We start from the raw sequence: 21,322 nt of genomic DNA on the forward strand, positions 1-21,322 counted from the left end.
GGGAGCGGGCTTGCTCGCTCCCACATAAAGCCGTCTCCCACCGGTTGTTAGAAACTCATATCCACCTTGGTCCAGAGCGTGCGCCCCGGTTCGTTGATGGCTTGCGGGTCGTTGGCCGGGTAGCCGAACCCGGCGTTGCCGGCCAGGTTCAGGTGCTCGGCGTAGGCCTTGCCGAACAGGTTGTCGACACCGGTACTGACCTTGAAGTTCTTATTGATGCGGTACGCCGCATTGAGGGAGAACACGCCAAAGCCGCCGCTCTTGGCGAAGTCCTTGCCGACCACGTTGCCCTTGTTCTGGTCGATGCGGTTTTGCGCCGCCACCACCCGCCACAAGGCGCCGGCGCTCCAGTCGTCTTCGCTGTAGGTCAGGCCGAAGCGTGCATCCAGCGGCGGCATTTGCGGCAGGGCCTTGCCGTCGCTGCTGTTTTTGCCCCAGGCATAGGCCAGGGTGGCATCGGCTTTCCAGTTGGGCGTCAGCTTGTAGGCGGCGCCCAATTCACCGCCCATGATCCGTGCGTCGATGTTCTGCGCCTGGGAAGTCATGCCCATCATCCCGGGGGTGTAGTTGAACAGGATGTAGTCGCGCACCTGGCCGATGTACCCGGAGGCCCAGGCTTCCAGCTCAGCGGTCTTGTACTGCAGGCCGAAGTCCAGCTGGGTGGTTTTCTCCGGCTTGATCGCGTCGAAGGCGTTCACTGAACCGGCCGGGCCAAGCTTGGGCGAAAACAGCTCCCAATAATCCGGGAAGCGCTCGGCGTGGCCGAGGCCCGCGTAGAGCGTGGTCGGGCTGTCGGCCAGGTCGTGTTCATAGCGCACAAAGCCCGACGGCAGGGTGTCGGCACGGGTGTCGCCGGCGGTGGGGTTGGCGCGGCTCATCATGCCGCTGTCGATGCTTTGCCGGTAATCCTTGGCCGAGGCGCGGTCCAGGCGGGCGCCGGTGATCAGCCGGTCATTGTCGGCGGCGTACCAGGTCAGCTCGCCAAACACCCCGTAGTTATGGAAGTCGGCGTCCTTGGTGCGCGGCAGGTCCTTGTAGGTGTCGATACCGGAGCTGCCGCGCTGGCGGTGCTCGTTGGTCTGCGCGTCGATGCCGCTGATCAGTTGCACATCGGCCCAGCGCCAGGTGGCCTTGATCCGTGCGCCGAGGGTGCGGCGGTCGACGTTGGAGGCCATGGGCCCGGCCATCATCCCGGTGCCCGACGGCGTACGCAGGCTGTAGTTGTCCATCACGTGGTCGGCGTAGTTGTAGTAGACCTGGGCCTCGACCTTGTCCAGCACCTCGCCGATATTGGACTTCTCGAAACGCAGGCCGAGGCTTTCGCGCAGGAACTGCGAGCCGTCCATGCCGCGTCCGGCGTAGCGCGCTTGGCCATCGCCACGGCCGGCGGTGAGTTCCAGCAGGGTGTCGGCGTCCGGGGTCCAGCCGAGGGCGACGTCGCCATTCCATTTGTCGTAGCGCGAGGCGACGGTGTCGTTGTTACCGTCCTTGTAGTCATCGGCGTGGGCCTGGTTGCCGATCACGCGGATATAACCCTGGGAGCCACCGGCGGCGGCATCCACTACTTTGTCGAAGCGCCCGTTGGAACCGGCAAGGATGCTCGCATTGACCCGCGTGCCGAGTTCGCCGAACTGCTCCGGCTCACGGTCGAACAGCACCGTGCCGGCCGAGGCGCCAGGGCCCCAGAGCACGGTTTGCGGGCCCTTGATCACCGTCAGTTTGTCGTAGGTTTCCGGCGAGATATAGGAGGTGGGCGCGTCCATGCGGCCAGGGCAGGCACCGAGCAGCATGCTGCCGTTGGTGAGGATATTCAGGCGCGAGCCGAACATGCCGCGCAGGACCGGGTCGCCATTGGTGCCGCCGTTGCGCACCAGGGCAAAGCCGGGGATGGTCTTGAGGTAGTCGCCGCCGTCACTGGCCGGCACCGGCTGGCGCGGGTCCTTGGGGTTGGTGACGATGGTCAGTGGGGAGCTGGGGGCAACGCCGGTAATCACCGTCGGGCTCAGCTCATTGTGGTGTTCGGCGTGGTCGTCGGCATAGGCCTGTGGCGTCAAGAGTGCACCGCACAAAACGGCGAGCACAGGGGTACATCCCATACGGGTGTCAGCAGGAAACCTGGACATGAAAAATTCCATCCATCAGTCGTAAACAACACGGCCAGCAGCCTGGGGCTGTCTGTGTGAAGGCGGCCGTGCGAAGTGCTGTGTGATTGGCGGTTTACGACTGGCTGGGTGGGGCGCGGCTGCGGGCGCCGGGGAAAATGCTCTGCCGGGCATGGCCCAGGCGCGGTACGGGGATCAGGCCAGTGGCCGGCGGCGGGCTGCCGAGGGCCACAAATGACACGCTGCCAGGCAGGGCCGGGCAACTGAACAACAGGCTGCAATAGCCGCATTTCTCCCACATCACGTGGTCGGCGGCGGGGGCCTTGGCAGGGTCGGCCGGGGGCTGGGGCGCGGCATGGCAGACGTCGTCCATGGACATCTGCATGGACATGCCGGCGTGATGATCCATCGGCATCGCTTGGGAAATCAGCGGTCCGATAAAAATCATCAGCATGGCGAACAGGCTGATCCAGCTGCCGTGGGCCAGCCTCAGGGGCTGGCGGCGGTGCAGGGTCGACCGGTTGGCGGGAGCACCCATGGGGAGCGGCCTGTGGTGGTTACTGGGCGTGCTGGTGCGCGTGGTTGGCCATCGGCGGTGCTTTTTGTACCGAGACTTGCACTTTTACGGGCCCGGCCTTTTCAAAGTTCAGGGTCAGCGGGAAGTGCTGGCCATCGCGCAACTGGCTGCGATCCTTCAGGTCCAGGAGCATCACGTGATAAGCCATCGGCGCGAAGGTCAACTCGCCCTTGGACGGCACGGCCACGCTGGGCACCTGCTGCATTTTCATCAGGTCGCCCTGCATCACATGCTCATGCAGCTCGGCCTTGGCCGCCACTGGCGTATCGGCACTGAGCAGGCGGTCCGGGGCTTCACCCTGGTTATGGATCACAAAGTAGGCGGCGACCGTCGGCGCATTGGGCGGCAATTCCTGGGACCAGGGATCGCTCACCAGCAGGTCTCCGGCCTTGTAGTCATCGGCATTGGCAGCACCGAACACAGGCAGCAGCAAAGCCGCCAGAAGCAGGGAAGATTTGAGCATGGCAGTTCTCCAGAACGATTCAAACGCAGTTCGATTGCGAAGTGATCAAACGGTAGGAGAGGCGCGGGGGTTGAGGCTCGGCCATTGCTGGCGCGGGGTCGGGGCTTGCAGGGGAGGCGATGGCAGGCCAGGCGCCGGGTCGATCCGGGTCAGATACAACTGCGGTACATGCCCCGGCAGCGCCACCAACGGCGCCGAGCCCGAACAGCACCAGCAATGCTGCATGCTGGAGTGCTCGTCCTGTTGCGGCGCCGGTATCTCCAGCGTACCCAGGGACATCGCCACCAGCTTGTTGCCGGTGGACGAGCAGAAACTGCCCCACAGCAATTGCTCGGCAGGGCTTTTGCCTTGCTGCATCGCCCAAGCGTTCGGCATGGCAAACGCATTGAACAGCACTGCAAGGCAGGCGATCCAGGCAAATGCAAAGCGTTGACGGGCCATGGCGGACAATCCGTAGGGTTAAGCGATCAAGTGGGTATTTAGCCTGATTGGGGGGCATAAGTAAAAGTTGCTGGTGTGGTTTGGTGTCGCAGTGATCCCAAGTTATGTAACGGGAACGCCATGCACCTGCATATCGACCCCAAGTCCCTTTCGCAGTACCGCAAATATCGCAGCCAGGTTATCCATGCTTGGGTTGCCATGAGCCGAAAGCATGCGATGCAAGCTTTTGCTCGGCTTGGCCGTCTCCTTTGCCAAACCCTCAAAACCAACAGTGGCGTTGACCAGGTCGCGCAGAATGATGCGGGACAATTCTGGTTCGCCGTTGAGAAATAGCGTAGCAGCCTCGTCGAGGAGTGCCTGGGCAAACTCTGGGTCGCGCTGGGCGGCTTCGGCAATCGTGAGTTTATAACTGCGGGTAAGTGCCATGCTGGCTACCTCTTTTGTTCCGTTTTTTTGTCGCGTTGATAATCGCGGATCAGCGATTTTGCAGCCCTGATATCTCTTTTCTGGCTGGACTTATCGCCCCCACCGAACAGGATGATTAGGCGCTGGCCTTCCTGTATCAAATAAATTCGATACCCCGGGCCCCAATCGATCCGGTATTCCCCCATCCCATCGAACCACTTGATATTGCTGGTGTTGCCCATTTCTAGCCGAAGCAATGATGTTGAAACCTTAAGACGTGCCTGGACGCTCAGGGATAAAAACCATTGTTTGAATGGGCTGGTTTGGCCGTCGCGTTTATATTCTTCGATCTCAATCATCGCTCGCCTCGAAGGTAACAAATAGGTTACTAATCAAGCAAGCGAGCGATCCTGACTTATTGAGTGAAATCTGCCAACGCTGTGAGTGTTTCTTGGGACGTCAAAAACTCCCGATCCACCCCCACCAACACCGGCCGCTGCAAAACCACCACCGGCACGCCGCGCTCGCGGGCCACTTGCAGCTTGGGTTCGGTGGCACTGCTGCCGCTGTTTTTGCTGATCAATACATCGATCTGCCGTCGTTCAAACAATGCCCGTTCATCCTCGAGCAAAAACGGCCCACGGGCGCCGATCACTTCGCAGCGCTCGTTGCCGGGGTAGACGTCCAGTGCGCGCAAGGTCCAGAACTGCCCGGCGGGGATTTCGTCGAGGTGTTGCAGCGGTTCGCGGCCAAGGGTGAACAGTGGGCGCTGGAAGGGTTTCAGGGCCTCGACCAGCCCGGCCCAGTCACTGACTTCGCGCCAGTCATCAGCGGGTTGTGGCTGCCATGCGGGACGGCGCAGGGCCCAGCAGGGGATCGCGCACAAGCGCGCAGCCTGGGCGGCGTTGGCGCTGATTTGTGCGGCGTAGGGGTGGGTGGCGTCGAGTATCAGGCTGATGTGCTTGGCGCGGACAAACTGCGCCAACCCCTCGGCACCGCCGTAGCCACCGACGCGCACCTGGCACGCCAGGTCGGTGGGCACCCGGCCGATTCCGGCCAGGCTGTAGATATGTTGCGGGCCCAGGGTGCGGGCGATGGTCAGGGCTTCGGTGACGCCGCCCAGCAGCAGGATGCGTTTCATCGTGGCTTGATCACTTCAAGCAGGGTGATGGGCAGTGCCTGGCGCCAGGTGTCGAATTCGCCCAGGGGCTGGGCCTGGGCCACATGCAGGCGGGTCAGTTCGCCGCCGTGCTGTGCGCGCCAGGCCATCAGGGTCATTTCGCTTTGCAGGGTCACCGCGTTGGCCACCAGCCGCCCACCCGGGCGCAGGTGTTGCCAGCAGGTGTCGAGCACGCCGTCGCGGGTCACGCCGCCGCCGATGAAAATCGCATCGGGCACTTCCAACCCTGCCAGGGCCTGGGGCGCGCTGCCGCGAATCAATTGCAGGCCCGGCACGCCGAGGGCATCGCGGTTGTGTTCGATCAACTGTTGGCGGCCCGCATCGGCTTCAATCGCCAGGGCGCGGCAACTGGGGTGGGCGCGCATCCATTCGATGCCGATCGAGCCGCTGCCGGCGCCCACATCCCACAGCAATTCGCCGGGGGTTGGGGCGAGGCGGGCGAGGGTCATGGCCCGCACATCGCGTTTGGTCAGTTGCCCGTCATGCTGGAACGCCGCATCCGGCAGGCCGGCCAAGCGCGACAGGCGCGGGGTATTGGCGTCGGCGAGGCAGTCGATGGCGACCAGGTTCAACGCGGCAAGCGGCGGGTCCTGCCAGCTTTCGGCGTGGCCATCGATGCGCCGCTCGGCGGGGCCACCGAGGTGTTCAAACACACTCAGGCGGCTCGGGCCAAACCCGCTGGCGCGCAACAACTCGGCGATGGCGGCCGGGCTCTGGCCGTCGTTGCTCAATACCAGCAAGCGCACACCGCTGGCCAAGTGGGCATTGAGCGCGGCCACCGGGCGGGCGACCACCGACAGTGTCAGCACATCCTGCAACGGCCAGCCCAGGCGTGCCGCCGCCAGCGATACCGACGAGGGCGCCGGCAGGATCAACAGCTCATCTGCCGCCACCTGCCGCGCCAGGCTGGCACCGACACCGTAGAGCATCGGGTCGCCGCTGGCCAGTACGCAAACCGGCTCAAAGCGCCGGGCCAGGAGCGGCTCCAGGGAAAATGGGCTGGGCCACAGCTCGCGTGCGCCGCGGATGCACACCGGCAGCAGATCCAGCTGGCGCTGGCCGCCAATGATACGAGAGGCGCGCAACAGGGCATGCCGGGCATGCCTGCCCAGGCCCTTGAAGCCGTCTTCACCGATGCCTACTACCGTCAGCCAGGGCGACATATTGATTCCTTGAACGACATCCGACGGGCAGGCTTTTCATGCCGCCGGACAAAGCAGGCATAATACCGCGCCTTTACCCGTGAACCGGTAGCCCCCCGTGAAGCCACTTCCTCTGTCCACCAGCAAACGTCCCTCGGGTTGCCCGGGGTTGCTGCGTATTGTCCAGGCATTGGATGGCGGGATTTGCCGGATCAAACTGGCCGGTGGGGCCATCACCGCCGCGCAGGCGCAGGCGGTGGCACACGCGGCGCAGACTTACGCCGGTGGGGTGATCGAGGCGACCAACCGCGCCAACCTGCAGATTCGCGGCATCGGCCCGGAGCATGACGGCCTGATCGCCCAGCTGCTGGCCGCCGGCCTGGGCCCGACCACCGCCGGCGGTGATGATGTGCGCAACGTGATGCTCAGCCCCGGCGCTGGCATCGACCGCGACATGTTGCTGGACACCCGGCCCCTGGCGGAGCAGATCCTCGCCACCCTGCAAACCCATCCGCGTTTCCATGAGTTGTCGGCCAAGTTCGCCGTGCAGCTGGATGGCGGCGAAGCCCTGGCGATGCTCGAACATCATCACGACTTGTGGTTATCGGCCTATGCCGCACAGGGCCAGACCTGGCTGGCATTCGGCCTGGCCGGTTGCCCCGCGCAAGACCCGCCGCTGGCCGCTGTCCCTGTGGAGCAAGGGCATGGGCTGGTCGTCGCGGTGCTGGAGCTGTTCCTCGACCTGGCCCGCCCCGACCAGAACCGCATGCGCGAGGTGCTGGCGCAAACGCCTGTGGATAACTTCGTCGGGCGTTTGCGCCTGCCGTTGCTCCCCGCCGATGGCTATCGCCGCCGCGCCAGCCCGAGCAGCTTGCGCCTGGGCACTTATCCACAGCGCCAACCGCAGCGGGTCTACGTGGCCGCCGTCACGCCATTGGGGCGCCTGGACTCGGCCATGCTGCGTGGCGCTGCGCAACTGGCCCTGGAGTATGGCGACGGCACATTGCGCTTCACCCCATGGCAAGGCTTGCTGCTGCCCAATCTGGCGCCGGACGTTGCCACGCGCGTTGCCGAAGGCCTGGCGCAGTTGGGCTTCCTCTGTTCGGCCGACCAGGCCCTGGCGCGGATGATTGCCTGCACCGGGTCCAGCGGCTGCGCCAAGGCCCAGGCCGACACCAAGGCCGACGCCCTGCACCTGGCCACGTTGCTTCAGGGCCATGGCCTTGATGTGCACCTGTCTGGCTGCCCGCGCACGTGTGCTGCGGCGCACATTGCCCCGGTCACCTTGCTGGCGGTGGGCACCGGGCACTACGACCTCTATTTTCGCGATGCAGGCCAGCCGGGTTTCGGCCGCCTGCACGCGCACAACCTTTCTATTGAAGCGGCGGGCGCCGTGTTGCGTGCCCGTCCACGGAGCAGCACCGATGATTGATTACATCCGCGACGGTCAGGAGATCTATCGCAACTCCTTTGCGATCATTCGCGCAGAGGCCAAGTTGGATCGCATCCCCGCCGACCTGGAGAAACTCGCCGTGCGGGTGATTCACGCCTGCGGCATGGTCGAGGCCATCGACGGTCTGCAGTTTTCTGAAGGCGCGGGCAAGGCCGGGCGCGAAGCCCTGGCCGCGGGTGCGCCGATCCTGTGCGATGCGCGGATGGTTTCTGAAGGCGTGACCCGGGCGCGTCTGCCGGCCAACAACGAGGTGATCTGCACCTTGCGCGACGACAGCGTGCCCGAGCTGGCGCGGGAGCTGGGCAACACCCGTTCTGCGGCCGCCCTGGAACTGTGGCGCCCGCACCTGGCAGGCAGCGTGGTGGTGATCGGCAATGCCCCGACGGCCTTGTTCTACCTGCTGGAAATGCTCGACGCCGGCGCCCCCAAGCCGGCGCTGATCCTCGGTTTCCCGGTGGGTTTTGTCGGCGCCGCCGAGTCCAAGGCGATGCTCGCCGCAGACAGCCGTGGCGTGCCGTTTGTGATCATGCAGGGCCGTCTGGGTGGCAGTGCAATGGCTGCCGCAGCGGTCAACGCCCTGGCCACGGAGGTCGAATGATGCCGGCGCGTGGACGTTTGATCGGCCTGGGCGTCGGCCCCGGCGACCCGGAACTGATTACCCTCAAGGCCCTGCGCCTGCTGCGCGAATCGCCGGTGGTCGCGTACTTCGTCGCCAAGGGCAAGAAGGGCAATGCGTTCGGCATTATCGAAGAGCACCTGGTGCCCGAGCAGACGCTGATGCCGCTGGTGTACCCGGTGACCACCGAAGCCTTGCCGGCGCCGCTGTCCTATGAACAGGTGATCAGCGATTTCTACGACGCCGCCAGTGTTGATGTGGCCGCGCATCTGGATGCCGGGCGCGATGTGGCGGTGATCTGCGAAGGCGATCCGTTCTTCTACGGCTCCTACATGTACCTGCACGACCGCCTCGCCGAGCGCTACGAGGCCCAGGTCATCCCCGGCGTGTGCTCGATGCTCGGCGGCGCCTCGGTGCTGGGGGCGCCGTTGGTGTATCGCAACCAGAGCCTGTCGGTCTTGTCTGGCGTGCTGCCCCATGACGAACTCAAGCGGCGCCTGGCGGATGCCGATGCGGCGGTGATCATGAAGCTGGGGCGCAACTTCACCAAGGTGCGCCAGGTGCTGGAGGAACTGGGGCTGGCCGGGCGCGCGCTGTATGTGGAGCGCGCCACCATGGCCAACCAGAAAATCGTCGCGCTGGATCAGGTCGAGCCGATGTCTTCGCCGTATTTCTCGTTGATCATCGTGCCGGGCGAAAGGTGGCAAGGGTGATAACGCCGGCGATTGTCATCCTCGGCCAGGGCAGCCTGGCCACCGCGCGCAGCATCCAGCAGGTGTACCCCGGCGCCCTGATCCACGGCCTGGCCGGCCGGGTGGAGGGCGCCGACCAGGCCTATAGCGAATTTGGCGCGACCCTGCGTCAGTTGTATCAGCAGGGCACGCCGATCATTGCCCTGTGCGCGGCCGGGATTGTGATCCGCACCCTGGCGCCCCTGCTGCTGGAAAAAGGCGAGGAGCCGGCGGTGCTGGCCGTTGCTGAAGACGGCAGTGCGGTGGTGCCGTTGCTTGGGGGCCTGGGCGGGGTGAATCTTATGGCGCGGGAAATCGCCGCAGCCCTGGGTGTGGCGGCCGCGATTACCACCAGTGGTGAACTGCGCTTTGGCACCTGCCTGCTCAACCCGCCCCAGGGTTATCAACTGGCAGACCTTGAGCTGGGCAAGCGCTTTGTCTCGGACCTGCTGGCCGGCGAGCACGTGCGTATCGAAGGCGCCGCGCCATGGCTGGACCAGGCCAACCTGGCGCAGGACCAGCAGGCGCGCCTGAGCATCCATGTCGGCAGCGCCGAGCGGGTGCCGGCGGCCAACGAGTTGCTGATCTATCCGAAAAACACTTGGGTCGCCTGTCGTCCCGGCATCGACTTGGCTGCACGGGTGCGCCAGGCGTTGCAGCAGGAGGGCATCGCCGTGCAGTCCCTGGCGTGTCTGCTGGCCGATACTGCCGACATGGCCAGCGGCCAATTGCATGAAGCGGCGCTGGAACTGGGCGTACCGCTGCGCTTTACGGCACTGGCCGCCGGGCCGGAGCTGGTCATCCATTCGAGCGCCGCGCCGGTGGACCTGGCGCAACTGGGCCGCCCCCGTGGCCGCCTTGCGGTGATCGGCCTGGGCCCTGGCGCTGCCGAGCTGATGGTGCCGGCGGTCAAGGCTGAACTGGCGCGTTGCAGCGATGTGCTGGGCTACGAAACCTATGTGCGCATGGCCGGGCCGTTTCGGGCCGACCAGGTGCAGCACTGCACCGACAACCGCGAAGAGATGCAACGGGCGCGGCATGCCTTCGAGCTGGCGGCCCAGGGCCGTTCGGTGGTGGTGGTGTCTTCCGGCGACCCTGGCGTGTTCGCCATGGCCGCGGCGGTGCTGGAAGCGTTGCACGAGTCCAGCGACCCGGCCTGGCAACGGGTCGAGCTGGAAATCCTGCCGGGGGTCTCGGCGTCTCTCGCCACGGCGGCCCAGGCCGGTGCGCCGCTGGGGCATGACTTCTGTGTGATGTCGCTGTCGGACAACCTCAAGCCCTGGTCGATCATCGAGAAACGCCTGGACCTGGCGTGCGAGGCCGACCTGGCCCTGGCGTTCTACAATCCCATCTCCCGTTCGCGCCCCTGGCAACTGGGGCGTGCCCTGGAGATCGTCGCCCAGCACCGCGTTGCCGCCACGCCGGTGGTGTTGGGGCGCGATATTGGCCGCCCCGGGCAGACGCTGCGCACCACCACCCTGGGCCAGTTGACCCCGGACCAGGTGGATATGCGCACCATGGTGCTGATCGGGTCGTCCACCACCTGCACGTTCCCTCGGGTAGGTGGCGGTGAGTGGGTGTACACGCCGCGCTGGTATGGCGAGAAACCGGCCTCCTGAAGTCTCGGCGACCCCGCCCTGGGGTCGCTGACACGTCTGAAAAATCCAAACCGAGCTGACGGAAATTTCTGTATTCAGCCCCGCGATTTCGCAACACATTTAACGGTTCCTCTCTTTTAGTTGCAGAAAGTAAGACTGCCGTTATCAGGTGCCCGCCGATCCCCAGTGTTTGCGGGGGTTTTAGAATATGTAGAACCTTCCTACAGCGTAATAACCCTCGGCGTACCTACTGAAAAAAGTTCAATCGGGCGACTAGTGTTTCTTGTAAGCCCGTGTGGGTTTTAGTGGAGAAACAGTTATGGAGCGCAAACATAAACGAATCAATATGGCAAAAAAGAACAAGCTGATTGCGGCCTACCGACTGCCGCTGACCAGGCAGCCGTCAAGTCCGCCAGGGCCGGTCCAGGCCGAGGGTGACTTGAATGGCGCGGTGATCAATAACAGTGTGTTTTCGTTTGTCGCGGGCATGAGCCGCCTCAACAAGGAGTACACCCGCAAGAGTTATCTGCTGGCCAGCAGCTACGTGAGTGATGTGCTGAAACTGGCGCGTGGCACGCAGGCCTGGTACGACGAGTTCATCAAGGTCATGACCAGCCTGGGGTGGTTGCCGATACGCAGCAGTTTCGAGCGGGTCACCACCTCTGTGAAGGGGTTGTCTGTGCAGATGGCGGCGTTGAACATCATCACGTCCACGGTGGCCTCGACGTTCCTTTCCGGTTCCCTGGCCATGGCGCTGCCCAAGTTGGCGGCGGATGCTTTCGAGGCCTTGAAGCAGCTGTCGGCACCGTTTGATCTGTTCAAGCGCAACGTCGTCAATCATGAAGGTGGCGACTTTGGCCTGGCGTCCTGTTCCGAGGTCGACGGTGAAGTGTTGATGGTGCTGGTGACCTACAGCGCCCACGGTGTCAGCCAGAAAGTGGGCATTCCTTTTCTCGAATGGGACAGCTCCACGGTCGAAGCCTATAGCGGCCAGACCTGCCTGATGCTCAATCCCGCAGCGGTCAACGATGCCACGCTCAAGCAACTGCGCGAGAGTGCAGGCGACAAGGTCTTGCTGGCCATCGCCCAATATCGGATTTGACCGGGGACTCAGGGCACTAGGTAACCGCGTACGCCGGTAAAGATGATCTGTGCCGCCAGTGCGCACACGAACAACCCCATCAGGCGGCTGACAATCTGCAGCCCTTGGTCGCCGAGGATGCGTTCGATGCGGTTGGACAGGTACAGCACCACGCCCACGGTCAGGCTGGCCAGGGCAATGCTGAGAATGGCGGTTAGCTTGTCATCCCAATGGGGCTGGCTGACGCCCATCACCAGCAGCGCGCCGATGGTGCCGGGGCCGACGGTCAAGGGGATGGTCAGCGGGACGATGGTCACATCCTGCTGCACATTGTCAGTCTGCACTGCCGATTTGCCCTGGGCCATGCCCAGGGCGGAGATAAACAGCACGCTGCCGGCGCCGATGCGGAAGGCATCCACAGTGATGCCAAACACACTGAAAATCACCCGGCCGAACAGGTAGAGCAACACGCTCGACACCAGCGTCGCCAGCGCGACCTTCCAGGCCAGGCGTCGGCGTTCCTTGCTGGAATAGCCACGGGTCAGGCTGATAAAGCAGGACAAGACGAAGAAGGGGCTGTACAGCACCAGCATCTTCAAATAAACGCTGAACAACACGTGGAGCATGGCGGGAGCTCACAGCGAAGGGAGGGCGAGGGGGAGTTTATCAGGACTGCGACTCGAAAGAGCGACACCGAGCAAATGTGGGAGCTGGCTTGTGTGGGAGCCAGCTCACAAGCCAGCTCCCACACAAGCCCACAGGGATGTGGGTGATTCAGGACGTATGCGCCTGCTCCGTCGGCTGCTCACGCTGTGTCACCCAGTACTCCACCAACTCGCGCAGTTGCGACAGCTCCACCGGCTTGGCCATGTGCCCATCCATCCCGGCCTGGCGCGCGCGCTCCTTGTGTTCCGAGAGGATGTGCGCGGTCAGTGCTACCACCGGCGTGCGGGTGCGTTGGTTACTGACTTCCCAGACCCGCAATTGCTGGGTTGCGGAGAAACCATCGAGGATCGGCATTTCGCAGTCCATCAATACCAGGTCGTAGCGCTGGGCCTTCATCGCCAGCAAGGCTTCCTCGCCATTGCTGGCGGTGTCGGGTTGCAGGTTGAGCTTGCCGAGCATGCCGCGAATCACTTTGGTGGAGATGCTGTTGTCTTCGGCCACCAGGATGCGGAAATCGCTGGGCACGGTAATGGCGACGGGGACGTTCGGCGCGGCATGGCGTGGCTGGACCACACCTTTGCTGCGCTGGGTCAACTCGTCGGCCAGGGTGGTCTTGAGGGTGTAGCCGGCCACCGGTTTGGCGAGGATGCGCTTGATCCCGCAGTTGCGCGCGATGATCTTGCTCGGCGCGTTGCTGATGCCGGTGAGCATAATCAGCAGGATGTCGTGGTTCAGGCTCGGGTCTTCCTTGATCTTCGCCGCCAGTTGCATGCCGGTCATGCCGGGCATGTTCTGGTCCAGCAGCACCACATCGAAATAGTCGCGCAGGTGCGCCTTGGTACGCAGCAGGGCCAGGGCTTCCTTGCCCGACGGCACGGCGCTGACATTCAGGCCCCAGGCGGTACATTGCTGCACCAGGACCTTGCGGCAGGTGTCGTTGTCGTCCACCACCAGCACCCGTGCGCCTTGCAGCGGGCCGTCGAGGTCGGAAGTCGGGTGTTCCAGGCGCTCCGGGTCCAGGGGCAAGGTCAGCCATAGCGTGCTGCCTTGCTGGCTGCCCGCCTTGATGCCGAACTCGCCATTCATCAACAGGATCAGTTGGCGGGCGATCACCAGGCCGAGGTGGCCGCTCAGGCGGGTGGCCGAGAGGAAGTTCTTGCTGTGCAGTTCGCTGTGCAGCAGGGCATCGCGCTCGGCGGCTTCCATCGGCAGGCCGCTGTCTTGCACGGCAATGCGCAGGCGCGGTTTGCTGCTGCGTTCATCCAGGGCCACCACGATCAGCACTTCGCCTTCGTCGGTCTTTTGCAGGGCATTTTCCAGCAGGCTCAACAGGGCCTGGCGCAGGCGCGTCGGGTCGCCACTGATGACCCGTGGCACCTGGGGCTGGATAAAGCTGATCAGCTCGACGTTCTGCTGCTCGGCCTTGGCGCGGAAAATACTCAGGCAGTCTTCGATCAGGGCATTGAGGTCGAACTGCACATCATCGAGTTCAATCTGCCCGGATTCGAGCTTGGAGATGTCGAGAATCTCGTTGATCAACGTCAGCAGTTCATTGCCGGCGCTGTGGATGGTCTGCACATAGTCGCGCTGCTTGACCGACAAAGGCGTGCCCAGCAGCAACTCGGTCATGCCCAGCACGCCGTTCATGGGCGTGCGGATTTCATGGCTGATCTTTGCCAGGAACTCGGCTTTGGCGGCGATTTCGGCGTTGCTGGCGGCCAGGTCGCGGCTGAGGCTGAAGCGATCCTCGACAATGCTGCGCTGGCGCTCGCCCAGGGCCTGGCTCATCAACAGGCCGCTGAGGCAGATCACCGCCAGCAGGGTGATGATCAGGCCTTGCGGGGCCACCAGGGTCAGGCCCAGCAGGGCTGGCAGGATAATCAGCGTGCCGGTGTTGAACACCAGCATGGCGAGCATGAACAGCCGCGCCGGCCGGTAGCCTTTTTGCCAGTGGTAGGCCGAGACAAACAGCATGCTCAGGCCGGCCAACGCCACCAGGGCGTAGGTGATGATATTCAGCGGCAGGGTGTTGACGAACAACAGCAACAGGCCACACAGCACGATCAACAGGATATCCGCCATCAGCAGCTTGTTCAGCGGGTGCGGACCCAGGGGCGCAAAGAAACGGTAGGCGAACATCAAGCCGCAGGGCGCGGTCAGCAGCAACGCCATATAAGCGCCTGGGGTCTGGATGGCGTGCCAGTCCGGCAGCCACGGCCCCAGCAGGTTGAGCAGCAGCAACAGGCTGAGCAACAGCAACACTTCGCAGGCCGCCAGCCACAGGCTGCTGCGCGAGCGATGGTAGGCGTAGCGTGCGAGGTTGTGCAGGATCAGCATCAGCAGGCAGCCGAACAGCAGGCCATACACCAGCGTCTGGGTCTGGTTGGCGGCGGCCATCACGGCCGGTTCCAGGGTCAGGTACGGCCGCAGTTCATGCTCCGAGACCAGGCGCACATACACGTCCAGGGGCTTCTGGCTCTGGGGCATGGGCAGCATGAAGTCGCTGCTGGGCAGCGGGCGTTCGGCCTGGGGCTGGCGGGTGCCGGTGTTCAGTTGCTCGATCAGCGTGTCGCCGTCCAGCACATACAGATTGAGGTGCGCCAGGTCCGGCGCGAAGACCCGCAGCACTTGCTCGTGCTTGCCGGGTTGCAGCTTGAAGCGCACCCACAGCGCACCATTGGGCTCGGCGGCGGTGATCCGGTCCAGTTCGATGGGGCTGAATTGGTTGGTGTAGCGTGGGGAGCGAATGTCGCTCAGTTGCAGGTCAGCCTGCTCATCCAGCAATACGGCCCAGCCGCTGCCTTGGGCAACGGCCTGGGCCGGCAACAGACAGAGCAGGGTCAGCAGGCTGACAGTAAAAACTATGGCGATCCTGAGCCAGCGCACGGCGAAATCCCTTCGTAGGTTAATGCACGGGGTTAACTATGCGCGGGACCGTAATCGGACGGCAAGGGCAAAAGGCCCCTGCCTAGCCGAACGGATAGCTGTTTTACTGATTTTCGCCCCGCTCACGGGCAATGGCGCGGTAGCCGATGTCCTTGCGGTAGAAACAGCCCTGCCAGTCGATCTTCGCGGCCAGCGTGTAGGCTTGCTGCTGGGCGGCATCGACGCTGGCGCCCATGGCGGTGGCGCACAGCACACGGCCACCTGCGGTAACTACCTGGCCATCCTTGAGCGCGGTCCCGGCATGGAACACCTTGCCTTCCAGGGTGGCCGCTGCGTCCAGGCCCTGGATCGCATCACCCTTGGCGTAGTCGCCAGGGTAGCCACCGGCGGCCAGCACGATGCCGACGCTCGGGCGCGGGTCCCACTGGGCTTCGACCTTGTCCAGGGCCTGGGCCAGGGCGGCTTCCACCAGCAGCACCAGGCTCGACTGCAGGCGCAGCATCACCGGCTGGGTTTCCGGGTCGCCGAAGCGGCAGTTGAACTCGATGACTTTCGGGTTGCCGGCCTTGTCGATCATCAGCCCGGCGTACAGGAAACCGGTGTAGACATTGCCTTCATCGGCCATGCCACGCACGGTCGGCCAGATCACCAGGTCCATTACACGCTGGTGTACGTCGGCGGTGACCACCGGGGCAGGGGAGTAGGCCCCCATGCCGCCGGTATTCGGGCCGGTGTCGCCGTCGCCGACGCGCTTGTGGTCTTGGCTGGTGGCCATCGGCAAGACGTTCTTGCCGTCGACCATCACGATGAAGCTGGCTTCTTCGCCGTCGAGGAATTCTTCGATCACCACCCGCGAACCGGCGTCACCGAAGGCGTTGCCGGCGAGCATGTCGCGCACCGCGTCTTCGGCTTCTTGCAGGGTCATCGCCACGATCACGCCTTTGCCGGCGGCCAGGCCATCGGCCTTGATCACGATGGGCGCGCCTTTTTCACGCAGGTAAGCCAGGGCCGGCTCGATCTCGGTGAAGTTCTGGTAGTCGGCGGTCGGGATCTTGTGGCGGGCCAGGAAATCCTTGGTGAACGCCTTGGAGCCTTCCAGCTGGGCCGCGCCCGCGGTCGGGCCGAAGCAGTCCAGGCCACGGCTGCGGAACAGGTCCACGACGCCGGCCACTAGCGGCACTTCAGGGCCGACGATGGTCAGGGACACGTTCTTCTCGGCGAAGTCGGCCAGTTGCTCCAGGGCCAAGACGTCGATGGCGACGTTTTCGCACTTGGCTTCAATGGCGGTGCCGGCGTTGCCGGGGGCGACGAAGACTTTCTGTACGCGTGGGTCCTGGGCGACTTTCCAGGCCAGGGCGTGTTCACGGCCACCGCTGCCAATGATCAAAACATTCATTTCAAAAACCTCGGATGAAGCAAAATTCTTGGGGGCTCTGTGGGCGGCTTTTCTGTGGGAGCTGGCTTGCCTGCGATGCGGGCACCTCGGTGCTCCGAGGTGATGCTATCGCAGGCAAGCCAGCTCCCACATGAAGCCAGTGCCCGAGTGGGTGCGATCAATCAGTGGCGGAAGTGGCGCATGCCAGTAAAGACCATGGCGATGCCGGCTTCATCAGCCGCGGCGATCACCTCGGCATCACGCATCGAACCACCCGGTTGGATCACGGCCGTCACACCTGCTTTTGCAGCGTTGTCCAGGCCATCGCGGAACGGGAAGAACGCATCCGATGCCATCACCGAACCCGCCACCTGCAGGCCCGCGTGTTCGGCCTTGATCGCGGCGATACGCGCCGAGTTCACGCGGCTCATCTGGCCGGCGCCGACACCGATGGTCTGGCGGTTCTTGGCGTAGACGATGGCGTTGGATTTAACGTACTTGGCCACTTTCCAGGCAAAGATCAGGTCGTTGATCTCTTGCTCGGTCGGTGCGCGCTGGGTGACCACTTTCAAGTCTTGGCTGCCGATCATGCCGATATCGCGGCTCTGTACCAGCAAGCCGCCATTGACGCGCTTGTAGTCCCAGGCCGCAGCGCGGTCAGCCGACCACTCACCGCAGGCCAGCAGGCGCACATTGGCCTTGGCCGCAACGATGGCACGGGCCTCTTCGCTAACGCTTGGCGCGATGATCACTTCGACGAACTGACGCTCGACGATGGCCTTGGCGGTCTCGGCGTCCAGCTCGCGGTTGAAGGCGATGATGCCGCCGAATGCCGACTCGGTATCGGTGGCGTAGGCCAGTTCGTAGGCCTGGCGGATCCCGCCTTCGGCGTCCGGGCTCACGGCCACGCCGCACGGGTTGGCGTGCTTGACGATCACGCAGGCCGGCTTGACGAAGCTTTTCACGCATTCCAGCGCGGCGTCGGTATCGGCCACGTTGTTGTAGGACAGCTCTTTGCCTTGCAGCTGGGTCGCAGTGGCGATCCCCACTTCGGCCGGCTTGGCTTCCACATAGAACGCCGCGCTCTGGTGCGGGTTCTCGCCGTAGCGCATTTCCTGGGCCTTGATGAACTGGCTGTTGAAGGTGCGCGGGAATTGGCTGCGGTCTTCAGTGCCGAGTGTTTCGGCGGCCTGGTTCACGGTGCCCATGTAGTTGGCGATCATGCCGTCATAGGCGGCCGTGTGCTCGAAGGCCTTGAGCATCAGGTCGAAGCGCTGGGCGTAGGTCAGGCCCCCGGCCTTGAGGTTTTCCAGCACTTGGCCGTAGTCGCTGGCGTTGACCACGATGGCCACGTCTTTGTGGTTCTTGGCGGCCGAGCGCACCATGGTCGGGCCGCCGATATCGATGTTTTCGATCGCGGTCGGCAGGTCGCAACCTGGTTTGTTGATGGTGGCTTCAAACGGGTAGAGGTTGACGGCCACCAGGTCGATCGGCTTGATGCCGTGCTCGCTCATGATGGCATCGTCGATACCGCGACGGCCGAGGATGCCGCCGTGGATTTTCGGGTGCAGGGTCTTGACCCGACCGTCCATCATTTCTGCGAAACCGGTGTAGTCCGCGACTTCTACTGCGGCCACGCCGTTGTCCTGCAGCAGTTTGAAGGTCCCGCCCGTGGAGAGGATTTCCACACCCAGGGCTTCCAGCTCCCGGGCAAATTCGAGGATCCCGGTCTTGTCGGAAACACTGATCAAGGCGCGGCGGATCGGCAGGCGGGTAGTCTGGTCGGTCATCTCAATTTCCATCAAAAGCAAAGGAGTCAGCAAAAAAGGCGACCGGTTTTACGCGGGCGCCTTTCTGGTTTGATTGAATGCTTACAGCAAATCGTACTGCTTGAGCTTCTTGCGCAGGGTCCCACGGTTCAGGCCCAGCAGCTCACTGGCTTTGGTCTGGTTGCCCTTGACGTAGTTCATCACGCTTTCGAGCAGGGGCGCCTCGACTTCGGAGAGCACCAGGTTGTACACATCCGTGACGGCCGCGCCCTCAAGGTGGGCGAAATAATTGTGCAGCGCTTTCTCCACGCTCCCGCGAAGGGTCTGGCCTTCTTCGCTCGGCGTGTTGAGGTGCTGTTTCAAATTGACGTTGTCGCTCACGGGTGTTGTTCCACTCACTAAAGTCTCGGTCATCATCGTCATGCGGCCACCCCTTCTCCGTCCCCTGCTCTCAGGCTCTTGTCTCGTTCGGCAAAGAACTCACGAACGGCGGTGACCTGTGCTTGCGTTTCATCCAAACGATTGAACCCGGTACGGAACTCTCTGGCGCCGGGCAGGGTTGCGAGATACCAACCCACATGCTTGCGAGCAATGCGCACGCCCATCACGTCTCCATAGAAGGTGTGCAGGGCGGCCAGATGCTCTAGCAGAATACGTTCCACCTCGAACAGTGCCGGTGCCGGCATGATTTCGCCAGTACGCAGAAAGTGCTCGATCTCACGAAAAATCCATGGCCGCCCCTGGGCAGCCCGGCCGATCAACAGGCCATCGGCACCGGTTGCGTGCAGTACGCGCCGGGCTTTCTCGGCCGAGTCGATGTCGCCGTTGGCAAAGACCGGAATCGACACCGCCTGCTTGATGGCAGCAATGGTGTCGTATTCGGCTTCACCGGTATAAAGGTCTGCGCGGGTGCGGCCATGCACCGCCAACGCTGTAATGCCTGCCTGTTCGGCGATCTTCGCCACCGTCAGGCCGTTCTTGTTGTCCCGGTCCCAGCCGGTGCGAATCTTCAGGGTGACCGGCACATCCACTGCACCCACCACGGCGTGCAGGATCTCGGCCACCAACTGCTCATCTTTCAACAGGGCGGAACCGGCGGCCTTGTTGCAGACCTTCTTGGCCGGGCAGCCCATGTTGATATCAATTATCTGTGCACCCAGTTCCACATTGGCCCGGGCCGCATCCGCCAGCATTTGCGCATCGCCACCGGCGATCTGTACCGAGCGTGGCTCGGGATCACCTTCGTGGATCATGCGCATCCGCGATTTGCGGGTGTTCCACAAGCTCATGTCGCTGGTGACCATTTCCGAGACTACAAGGCCTGCGCCCAAACGTTTGCACAGCTGACGAAAGGGCTGGTCGGTGACACCCGCCATCGGGGCGAGAATCAGAGCGTTTGGCAATGTATATGGGCCGATGCGTACCGCCGACATAGGACTTCCCTGTTGTGGGGCCGGATCATTAGAGTTCGAAAAAGGGTTGGCATGATACCCGCTCTCGATGACTGGTTAAAGGCTGAATTGGATAAAATCTGAGCAGTTATTTTCTTATTGCCAGCGGTTTGGTCGTGGACGGCCAAGTCAATACCCAGCCGTCCGAACCTTGATGCGCGCCGCCAATCACTCGGGGGAGTGGAAACTGAGACTGTAGTTCACGGCTTTGTGGCCTGGGTCGAGAATGTCCAGGGCGATATGGATCGGGGTCTGGGACGGCATCTCGGTCTGGCCGGCCAGCTCGCCGCTCAGGTACTCGGCGGGCTTGAAGCGCCGGCTGGCGATCATCCGGCCATTGAGGTCGGCAAAGCGCAGCTCCAGCAGGGGGAACGGCTGGGAGAACGTGGCGCGGTTATAGATGATGGCATCCACCACCAGGGCGCCGGCGAACTCGGGATGGCTGCGCACCACCAGGTTGCTGCTCTTGATGTGGGCGATATCGACCCGTGATGGCACGGTGCAGCCCAGTGTCGGGCACAGTTCCTGGAACCATGGCCGGTATTTGTCCTGGCGGGCCAGGTCGTCGAACTGGTAGGCAATGTACTGGCCGGCGAGGGCGGCGGCGGCCAGCAGCACCAGGGTCAGCCAGAGCAGGCGGCGGCCCCAACCGGCGGGACGTTTGCCGCTGTACAGGTGCAGCGGATCGTCTTCCAGGTCTTGCAGCATCTCGTCATGGGCGTTGCCCGTGGCGCGCGTGCGCTTGCGGCGTGGCTCGGGCTCGATGGGCGCGTCCGGCTCGCTGTCGATGAGCGACTCGGGCGCGGTACGGGTATCGTCGGCATGTACCGTGGGCTCGTCGTCCACCTCGTGCAGGTCGAAGGACATCGAGGGTTCGGTGCGCTGGGGTTTGCCCACGGGGGCCGGGGCCGGCTCGGCGGTTTCCTCGGCGTGGGCGATTGTCGCAGCCCGTTCGTCCGGCGGCTCGCTGAACAGGCTGGCGGCCCACTGTTCTTCTTCAGCCTTGGCCGTGTCGCGGCTGGCGCTCATCGGTTCGTCTTTTTGCCGACGGTCTGCGCCGGCCTGGCGGCGGTCGCTGCCCTGGGGCTGGGTGTGTTGGATCTCCCGGCGCTCCAGCTTGGCCAGCTCTTCGTCGAGGTCCAGGTGGTCCAGGTCCAGCTCTTCGGCGGCCCACTGTTTCTGGCTGATGGCGCGTGGCGGTGCTTCGGCGGCCGGCGTTTCAGGCGCGTGGGCACGCTGCTCCAGCAGTTGCCGGGCGGCATTGAACACTTGCAGGCACGAGCCGCAGCGAACCACGCCACGGGCCACACTCAATTGAGCATGGCTTGCGCGGAAACGGGTTTGGCAATGCGGGCACTGGGTGACGAAACTGTCGGTCATGCGGCC

Annotated in this window: 20 protein-coding genes; 5 read left to right on the plus strand and 15 right to left on the minus strand. The window is 63.7% G+C overall.

Features of this window, described 5'->3' with window-relative positions:
* Positions 1–47 precede the first annotated feature (47 nt).
* The 8 genes from AC07W7_RS14190 to cbiE form a co-directional block, all read right to left on the minus strand.
* Positions 48–2,123 (minus strand): TonB-dependent copper receptor, encoded by a 2,076-nt coding sequence (locus tag AC07W7_RS14190; RefSeq protein WP_495039529.1) that lies wholly within the window; start codon positions 2,121–2,123, stop codon positions 48–50.
* Between the two features lie 94 nt (positions 2,124–2,217).
* Positions 2,218–2,640 carry a DUF2946 domain-containing protein gene (locus AC07W7_RS14195; protein ID WP_076961515.1) on the minus strand — a complete coding sequence of 141 codons (423 nt, stop codon included), beginning with the start codon at positions 2,638–2,640 and terminating at the stop codon, positions 2,218–2,220.
* 19 nt (positions 2,641–2,659) lie between these two features.
* Positions 2,660–3,142, minus strand: coding sequence for a copper chaperone PCu(A)C (locus AC07W7_RS14200; RefSeq protein WP_076961514.1), 483 nt, complete (start codon positions 3,140–3,142; stop codon positions 2,660–2,662).
* A gap of 45 nt (positions 3,143–3,187) precedes the next feature.
* On the minus strand, positions 3,188–3,583 hold the full coding sequence (locus AC07W7_RS14205) for a DUF2946 domain-containing protein (protein ID WP_169863762.1): 396 nt from the start codon (positions 3,581–3,583) through the stop codon (positions 3,188–3,190).
* Between the two features lie 102 nt (positions 3,584–3,685).
* Positions 3,686–4,009, minus strand: coding sequence for a helix-turn-helix domain-containing transcriptional regulator (locus AC07W7_RS14210; RefSeq protein ID WP_076961512.1), 324 nt, complete (start codon positions 4,007–4,009; stop codon positions 3,686–3,688).
* Between the two features lie 5 nt (positions 4,010–4,014).
* The gene (locus AC07W7_RS14215; protein ID WP_076961511.1) at positions 4,015–4,347 is read right to left on the minus strand and encodes a type II toxin-antitoxin system RelE/ParE family toxin; all 333 of its coding nucleotides are present in this window, start codon (positions 4,345–4,347) and stop codon (positions 4,015–4,017) included.
* 56 nt (positions 4,348–4,403) lie between these two features.
* Positions 4,404–5,129, minus strand: coding sequence for a cobalt-precorrin-6A reductase (locus AC07W7_RS14220; RefSeq protein ID WP_495039530.1), 726 nt, complete (start codon positions 5,127–5,129; stop codon positions 4,404–4,406).
* Complete coding sequence (gene cbiE, locus AC07W7_RS14225) at positions 5,126–6,331, minus strand: precorrin-6y C5,15-methyltransferase (decarboxylating) subunit CbiE (RefSeq protein WP_495039531.1); 1,206 nt, start codon at positions 6,329–6,331, stop codon at positions 5,126–5,128. Before cbiE ends, AC07W7_RS14220 begins: the two co-directional genes overlap by 4 nt.
* Positions 6,332–6,443: 112 nt before the next feature.
* Between cbiE and cobG the strand changes: the two genes are divergently transcribed.
* The 5 genes from cobG to AC07W7_RS14250 all read left to right on the plus strand — a co-directional run bounded on the left by cobG (position 6,444) and on the right by AC07W7_RS14250 (position 11,810).
* Positions 6,444–7,742 carry a precorrin-3B synthase gene (gene cobG, locus AC07W7_RS14230; RefSeq protein ID WP_495039547.1) on the plus strand — a complete coding sequence of 433 codons (1,299 nt, stop codon included), beginning with the start codon at positions 6,444–6,446 and terminating at the stop codon, positions 7,740–7,742.
* Positions 7,735–8,361: a precorrin-8X methylmutase gene (locus tag AC07W7_RS14235; protein WP_076961508.1), complete on the plus strand. Its 627-nt coding sequence runs from the start codon at positions 7,735–7,737 to the stop codon at positions 8,359–8,361. The genes cobG and AC07W7_RS14235 overlap by 8 nt, the downstream gene beginning before the upstream one ends.
* On the plus strand, positions 8,358–9,092 hold the full coding sequence (locus tag AC07W7_RS14240; RefSeq protein WP_373562154.1) for a precorrin-2 C(20)-methyltransferase: 735 nt from the start codon (positions 8,358–8,360) through the stop codon (positions 9,090–9,092). Before AC07W7_RS14235 ends, AC07W7_RS14240 begins: the two co-directional genes overlap by 4 nt.
* Positions 9,092–10,729, plus strand: a complete 1,638-nt coding sequence (gene cobJ, locus AC07W7_RS14245) for a precorrin-3B C(17)-methyltransferase (RefSeq protein WP_495039548.1) — start codon at positions 9,092–9,094, stop codon at positions 10,727–10,729. The genes AC07W7_RS14240 and cobJ overlap by 1 nt, the downstream gene beginning before the upstream one ends.
* A 298-nt stretch (positions 10,730–11,027) precedes the next feature.
* The gene (locus AC07W7_RS14250) at positions 11,028–11,810 is read left to right on the plus strand and encodes a hypothetical protein (RefSeq protein WP_076961507.1); all 783 of its coding nucleotides are present in this window, start codon (positions 11,028–11,030) and stop codon (positions 11,808–11,810) included.
* 8 nt (positions 11,811–11,818) lie between these two features.
* Here the strand turns inward: AC07W7_RS14250 and AC07W7_RS14255 are convergent, their stop codons facing one another.
* From AC07W7_RS14255 to AC07W7_RS14285, 7 genes are all read right to left on the minus strand, one after another.
* Positions 11,819–12,415 carry a MarC family protein gene (locus AC07W7_RS14255; protein ID WP_003171467.1) on the minus strand — a complete coding sequence of 199 codons (597 nt, stop codon included), beginning with the start codon at positions 12,413–12,415 and terminating at the stop codon, positions 11,819–11,821.
* A gap of 148 nt (positions 12,416–12,563) precedes the next feature.
* Entirely contained in the window at positions 12,564–15,341 is a 2,778-nt protein-coding gene (locus AC07W7_RS14260) for a hybrid sensor histidine kinase/response regulator (protein WP_076961506.1), read from the minus strand.
* Positions 15,342–15,444: 103 nt separating this feature from the next.
* Positions 15,445–16,737, minus strand: coding sequence for a phosphoribosylamine--glycine ligase (gene purD, locus AC07W7_RS14265; protein ID WP_076961505.1), 1,293 nt, complete (start codon positions 16,735–16,737; stop codon positions 15,445–15,447).
* A gap of 161 nt (positions 16,738–16,898) precedes the next feature.
* On the minus strand, positions 16,899–18,506 hold the full coding sequence (purH, locus tag AC07W7_RS14270; protein ID WP_495039532.1) for a bifunctional phosphoribosylaminoimidazolecarboxamide formyltransferase/IMP cyclohydrolase: 1,608 nt from the start codon (positions 18,504–18,506) through the stop codon (positions 16,899–16,901).
* A gap of 81 nt (positions 18,507–18,587) precedes the next feature.
* Positions 18,588–18,908: a DNA-binding transcriptional regulator Fis gene (gene fis / locus AC07W7_RS14275; protein WP_003186237.1), complete on the minus strand. Its 321-nt coding sequence runs from the start codon at positions 18,906–18,908 to the stop codon at positions 18,588–18,590.
* Positions 18,905–19,918 (minus strand): tRNA dihydrouridine synthase DusB, encoded by a 1,014-nt coding sequence (gene dusB / locus AC07W7_RS14280; protein ID WP_076961503.1) that lies wholly within the window; start codon positions 19,916–19,918, stop codon positions 18,905–18,907. The genes fis and dusB overlap by 4 nt, the downstream gene beginning before the upstream one ends.
* 186 nt (positions 19,919–20,104) lie before the next feature.
* Positions 20,105–21,316 carry a DUF3426 domain-containing protein gene (locus AC07W7_RS14285; RefSeq protein WP_495039533.1) on the minus strand — a complete coding sequence of 404 codons (1,212 nt, stop codon included), beginning with the start codon at positions 21,314–21,316 and terminating at the stop codon, positions 20,105–20,107.
* Positions 21,317–21,322: the final 6 nt, after the last annotated feature.

The organism is Pseudomonas sp. GW821-FHT01D09 (genome assembly GCF_059422465.1).

Bases quoted from the DNA above. Each gene is read 5' to 3' on its own strand.
- AC07W7_RS14190 (WP_495039529.1), bottom strand. From the start codon at position 2,123: ATGTCCAGGTTTCCTGCTGACACCCGTATGGGATGTACCCCTGTGCTC.
- AC07W7_RS14195 (WP_076961515.1), bottom strand. From the start codon at position 2,640: ATGGGTGCTCCCGCCAACCGGTCGACCCTGCACCGCCGCCAGCCCCTG.
- AC07W7_RS14200 (WP_076961514.1), bottom strand. From the start codon at position 3,142: ATGCTCAAATCTTCCCTGCTTCTGGCGGCTTTGCTGCTGCCTGTGTTC.
- AC07W7_RS14205 (WP_169863762.1), bottom strand. From the start codon at position 3,583: ATGGCCCGTCAACGCTTTGCATTTGCCTGGATCGCCTGCCTTGCAGTG.
- AC07W7_RS14210 (WP_076961512.1), bottom strand. From the start codon at position 4,009: ATGGCACTTACCCGCAGTTATAAACTCACGATTGCCGAAGCCGCCCAG.
- AC07W7_RS14215 (WP_076961511.1), bottom strand. From the start codon at position 4,347: ATGATTGAGATCGAAGAATATAAACGCGACGGCCAAACCAGCCCATTC.
- AC07W7_RS14220 (WP_495039530.1), bottom strand. From the start codon at position 5,129: ATGAAACGCATCCTGCTGCTGGGCGGCGTCACCGAAGCCCTGACCATC.
- cbiE (WP_495039531.1), bottom strand. From the start codon at position 6,331: ATGTCGCCCTGGCTGACGGTAGTAGGCATCGGTGAAGACGGCTTCAAG.
- AC07W7_RS14235 (WP_076961508.1), top strand. From the start codon at position 7,735: ATGATTGATTACATCCGCGACGGTCAGGAGATCTATCGCAACTCCTTT.
- AC07W7_RS14240 (WP_373562154.1), top strand. From the start codon at position 8,358: ATGATGCCGGCGCGTGGACGTTTGATCGGCCTGGGCGTCGGCCCCGGC.
- AC07W7_RS14250 (WP_076961507.1), top strand. From the start codon at position 11,028: ATGGAGCGCAAACATAAACGAATCAATATGGCAAAAAAGAACAAGCTG.
- AC07W7_RS14255 (WP_003171467.1), bottom strand. From the start codon at position 12,415: ATGCTCCACGTGTTGTTCAGCGTTTATTTGAAGATGCTGGTGCTGTAC.
- purD (WP_076961505.1), bottom strand. From the start codon at position 16,737: ATGAATGTTTTGATCATTGGCAGCGGTGGCCGTGAACACGCCCTGGCC.
- purH (WP_495039532.1), bottom strand. From the start codon at position 18,506: ATGACCGACCAGACTACCCGCCTGCCGATCCGCCGCGCCTTGATCAGT.
- fis (WP_003186237.1), bottom strand. From the start codon at position 18,908: ATGACGATGATGACCGAGACTTTAGTGAGTGGAACAACACCCGTGAGC.
- dusB (WP_076961503.1), bottom strand. From the start codon at position 19,918: ATGTCGGCGGTACGCATCGGCCCATATACATTGCCAAACGCTCTGATT.
- AC07W7_RS14285 (WP_495039533.1), bottom strand. From the start codon at position 21,316: ATGACCGACAGTTTCGTCACCCAGTGCCCGCATTGCCAAACCCGTTTC.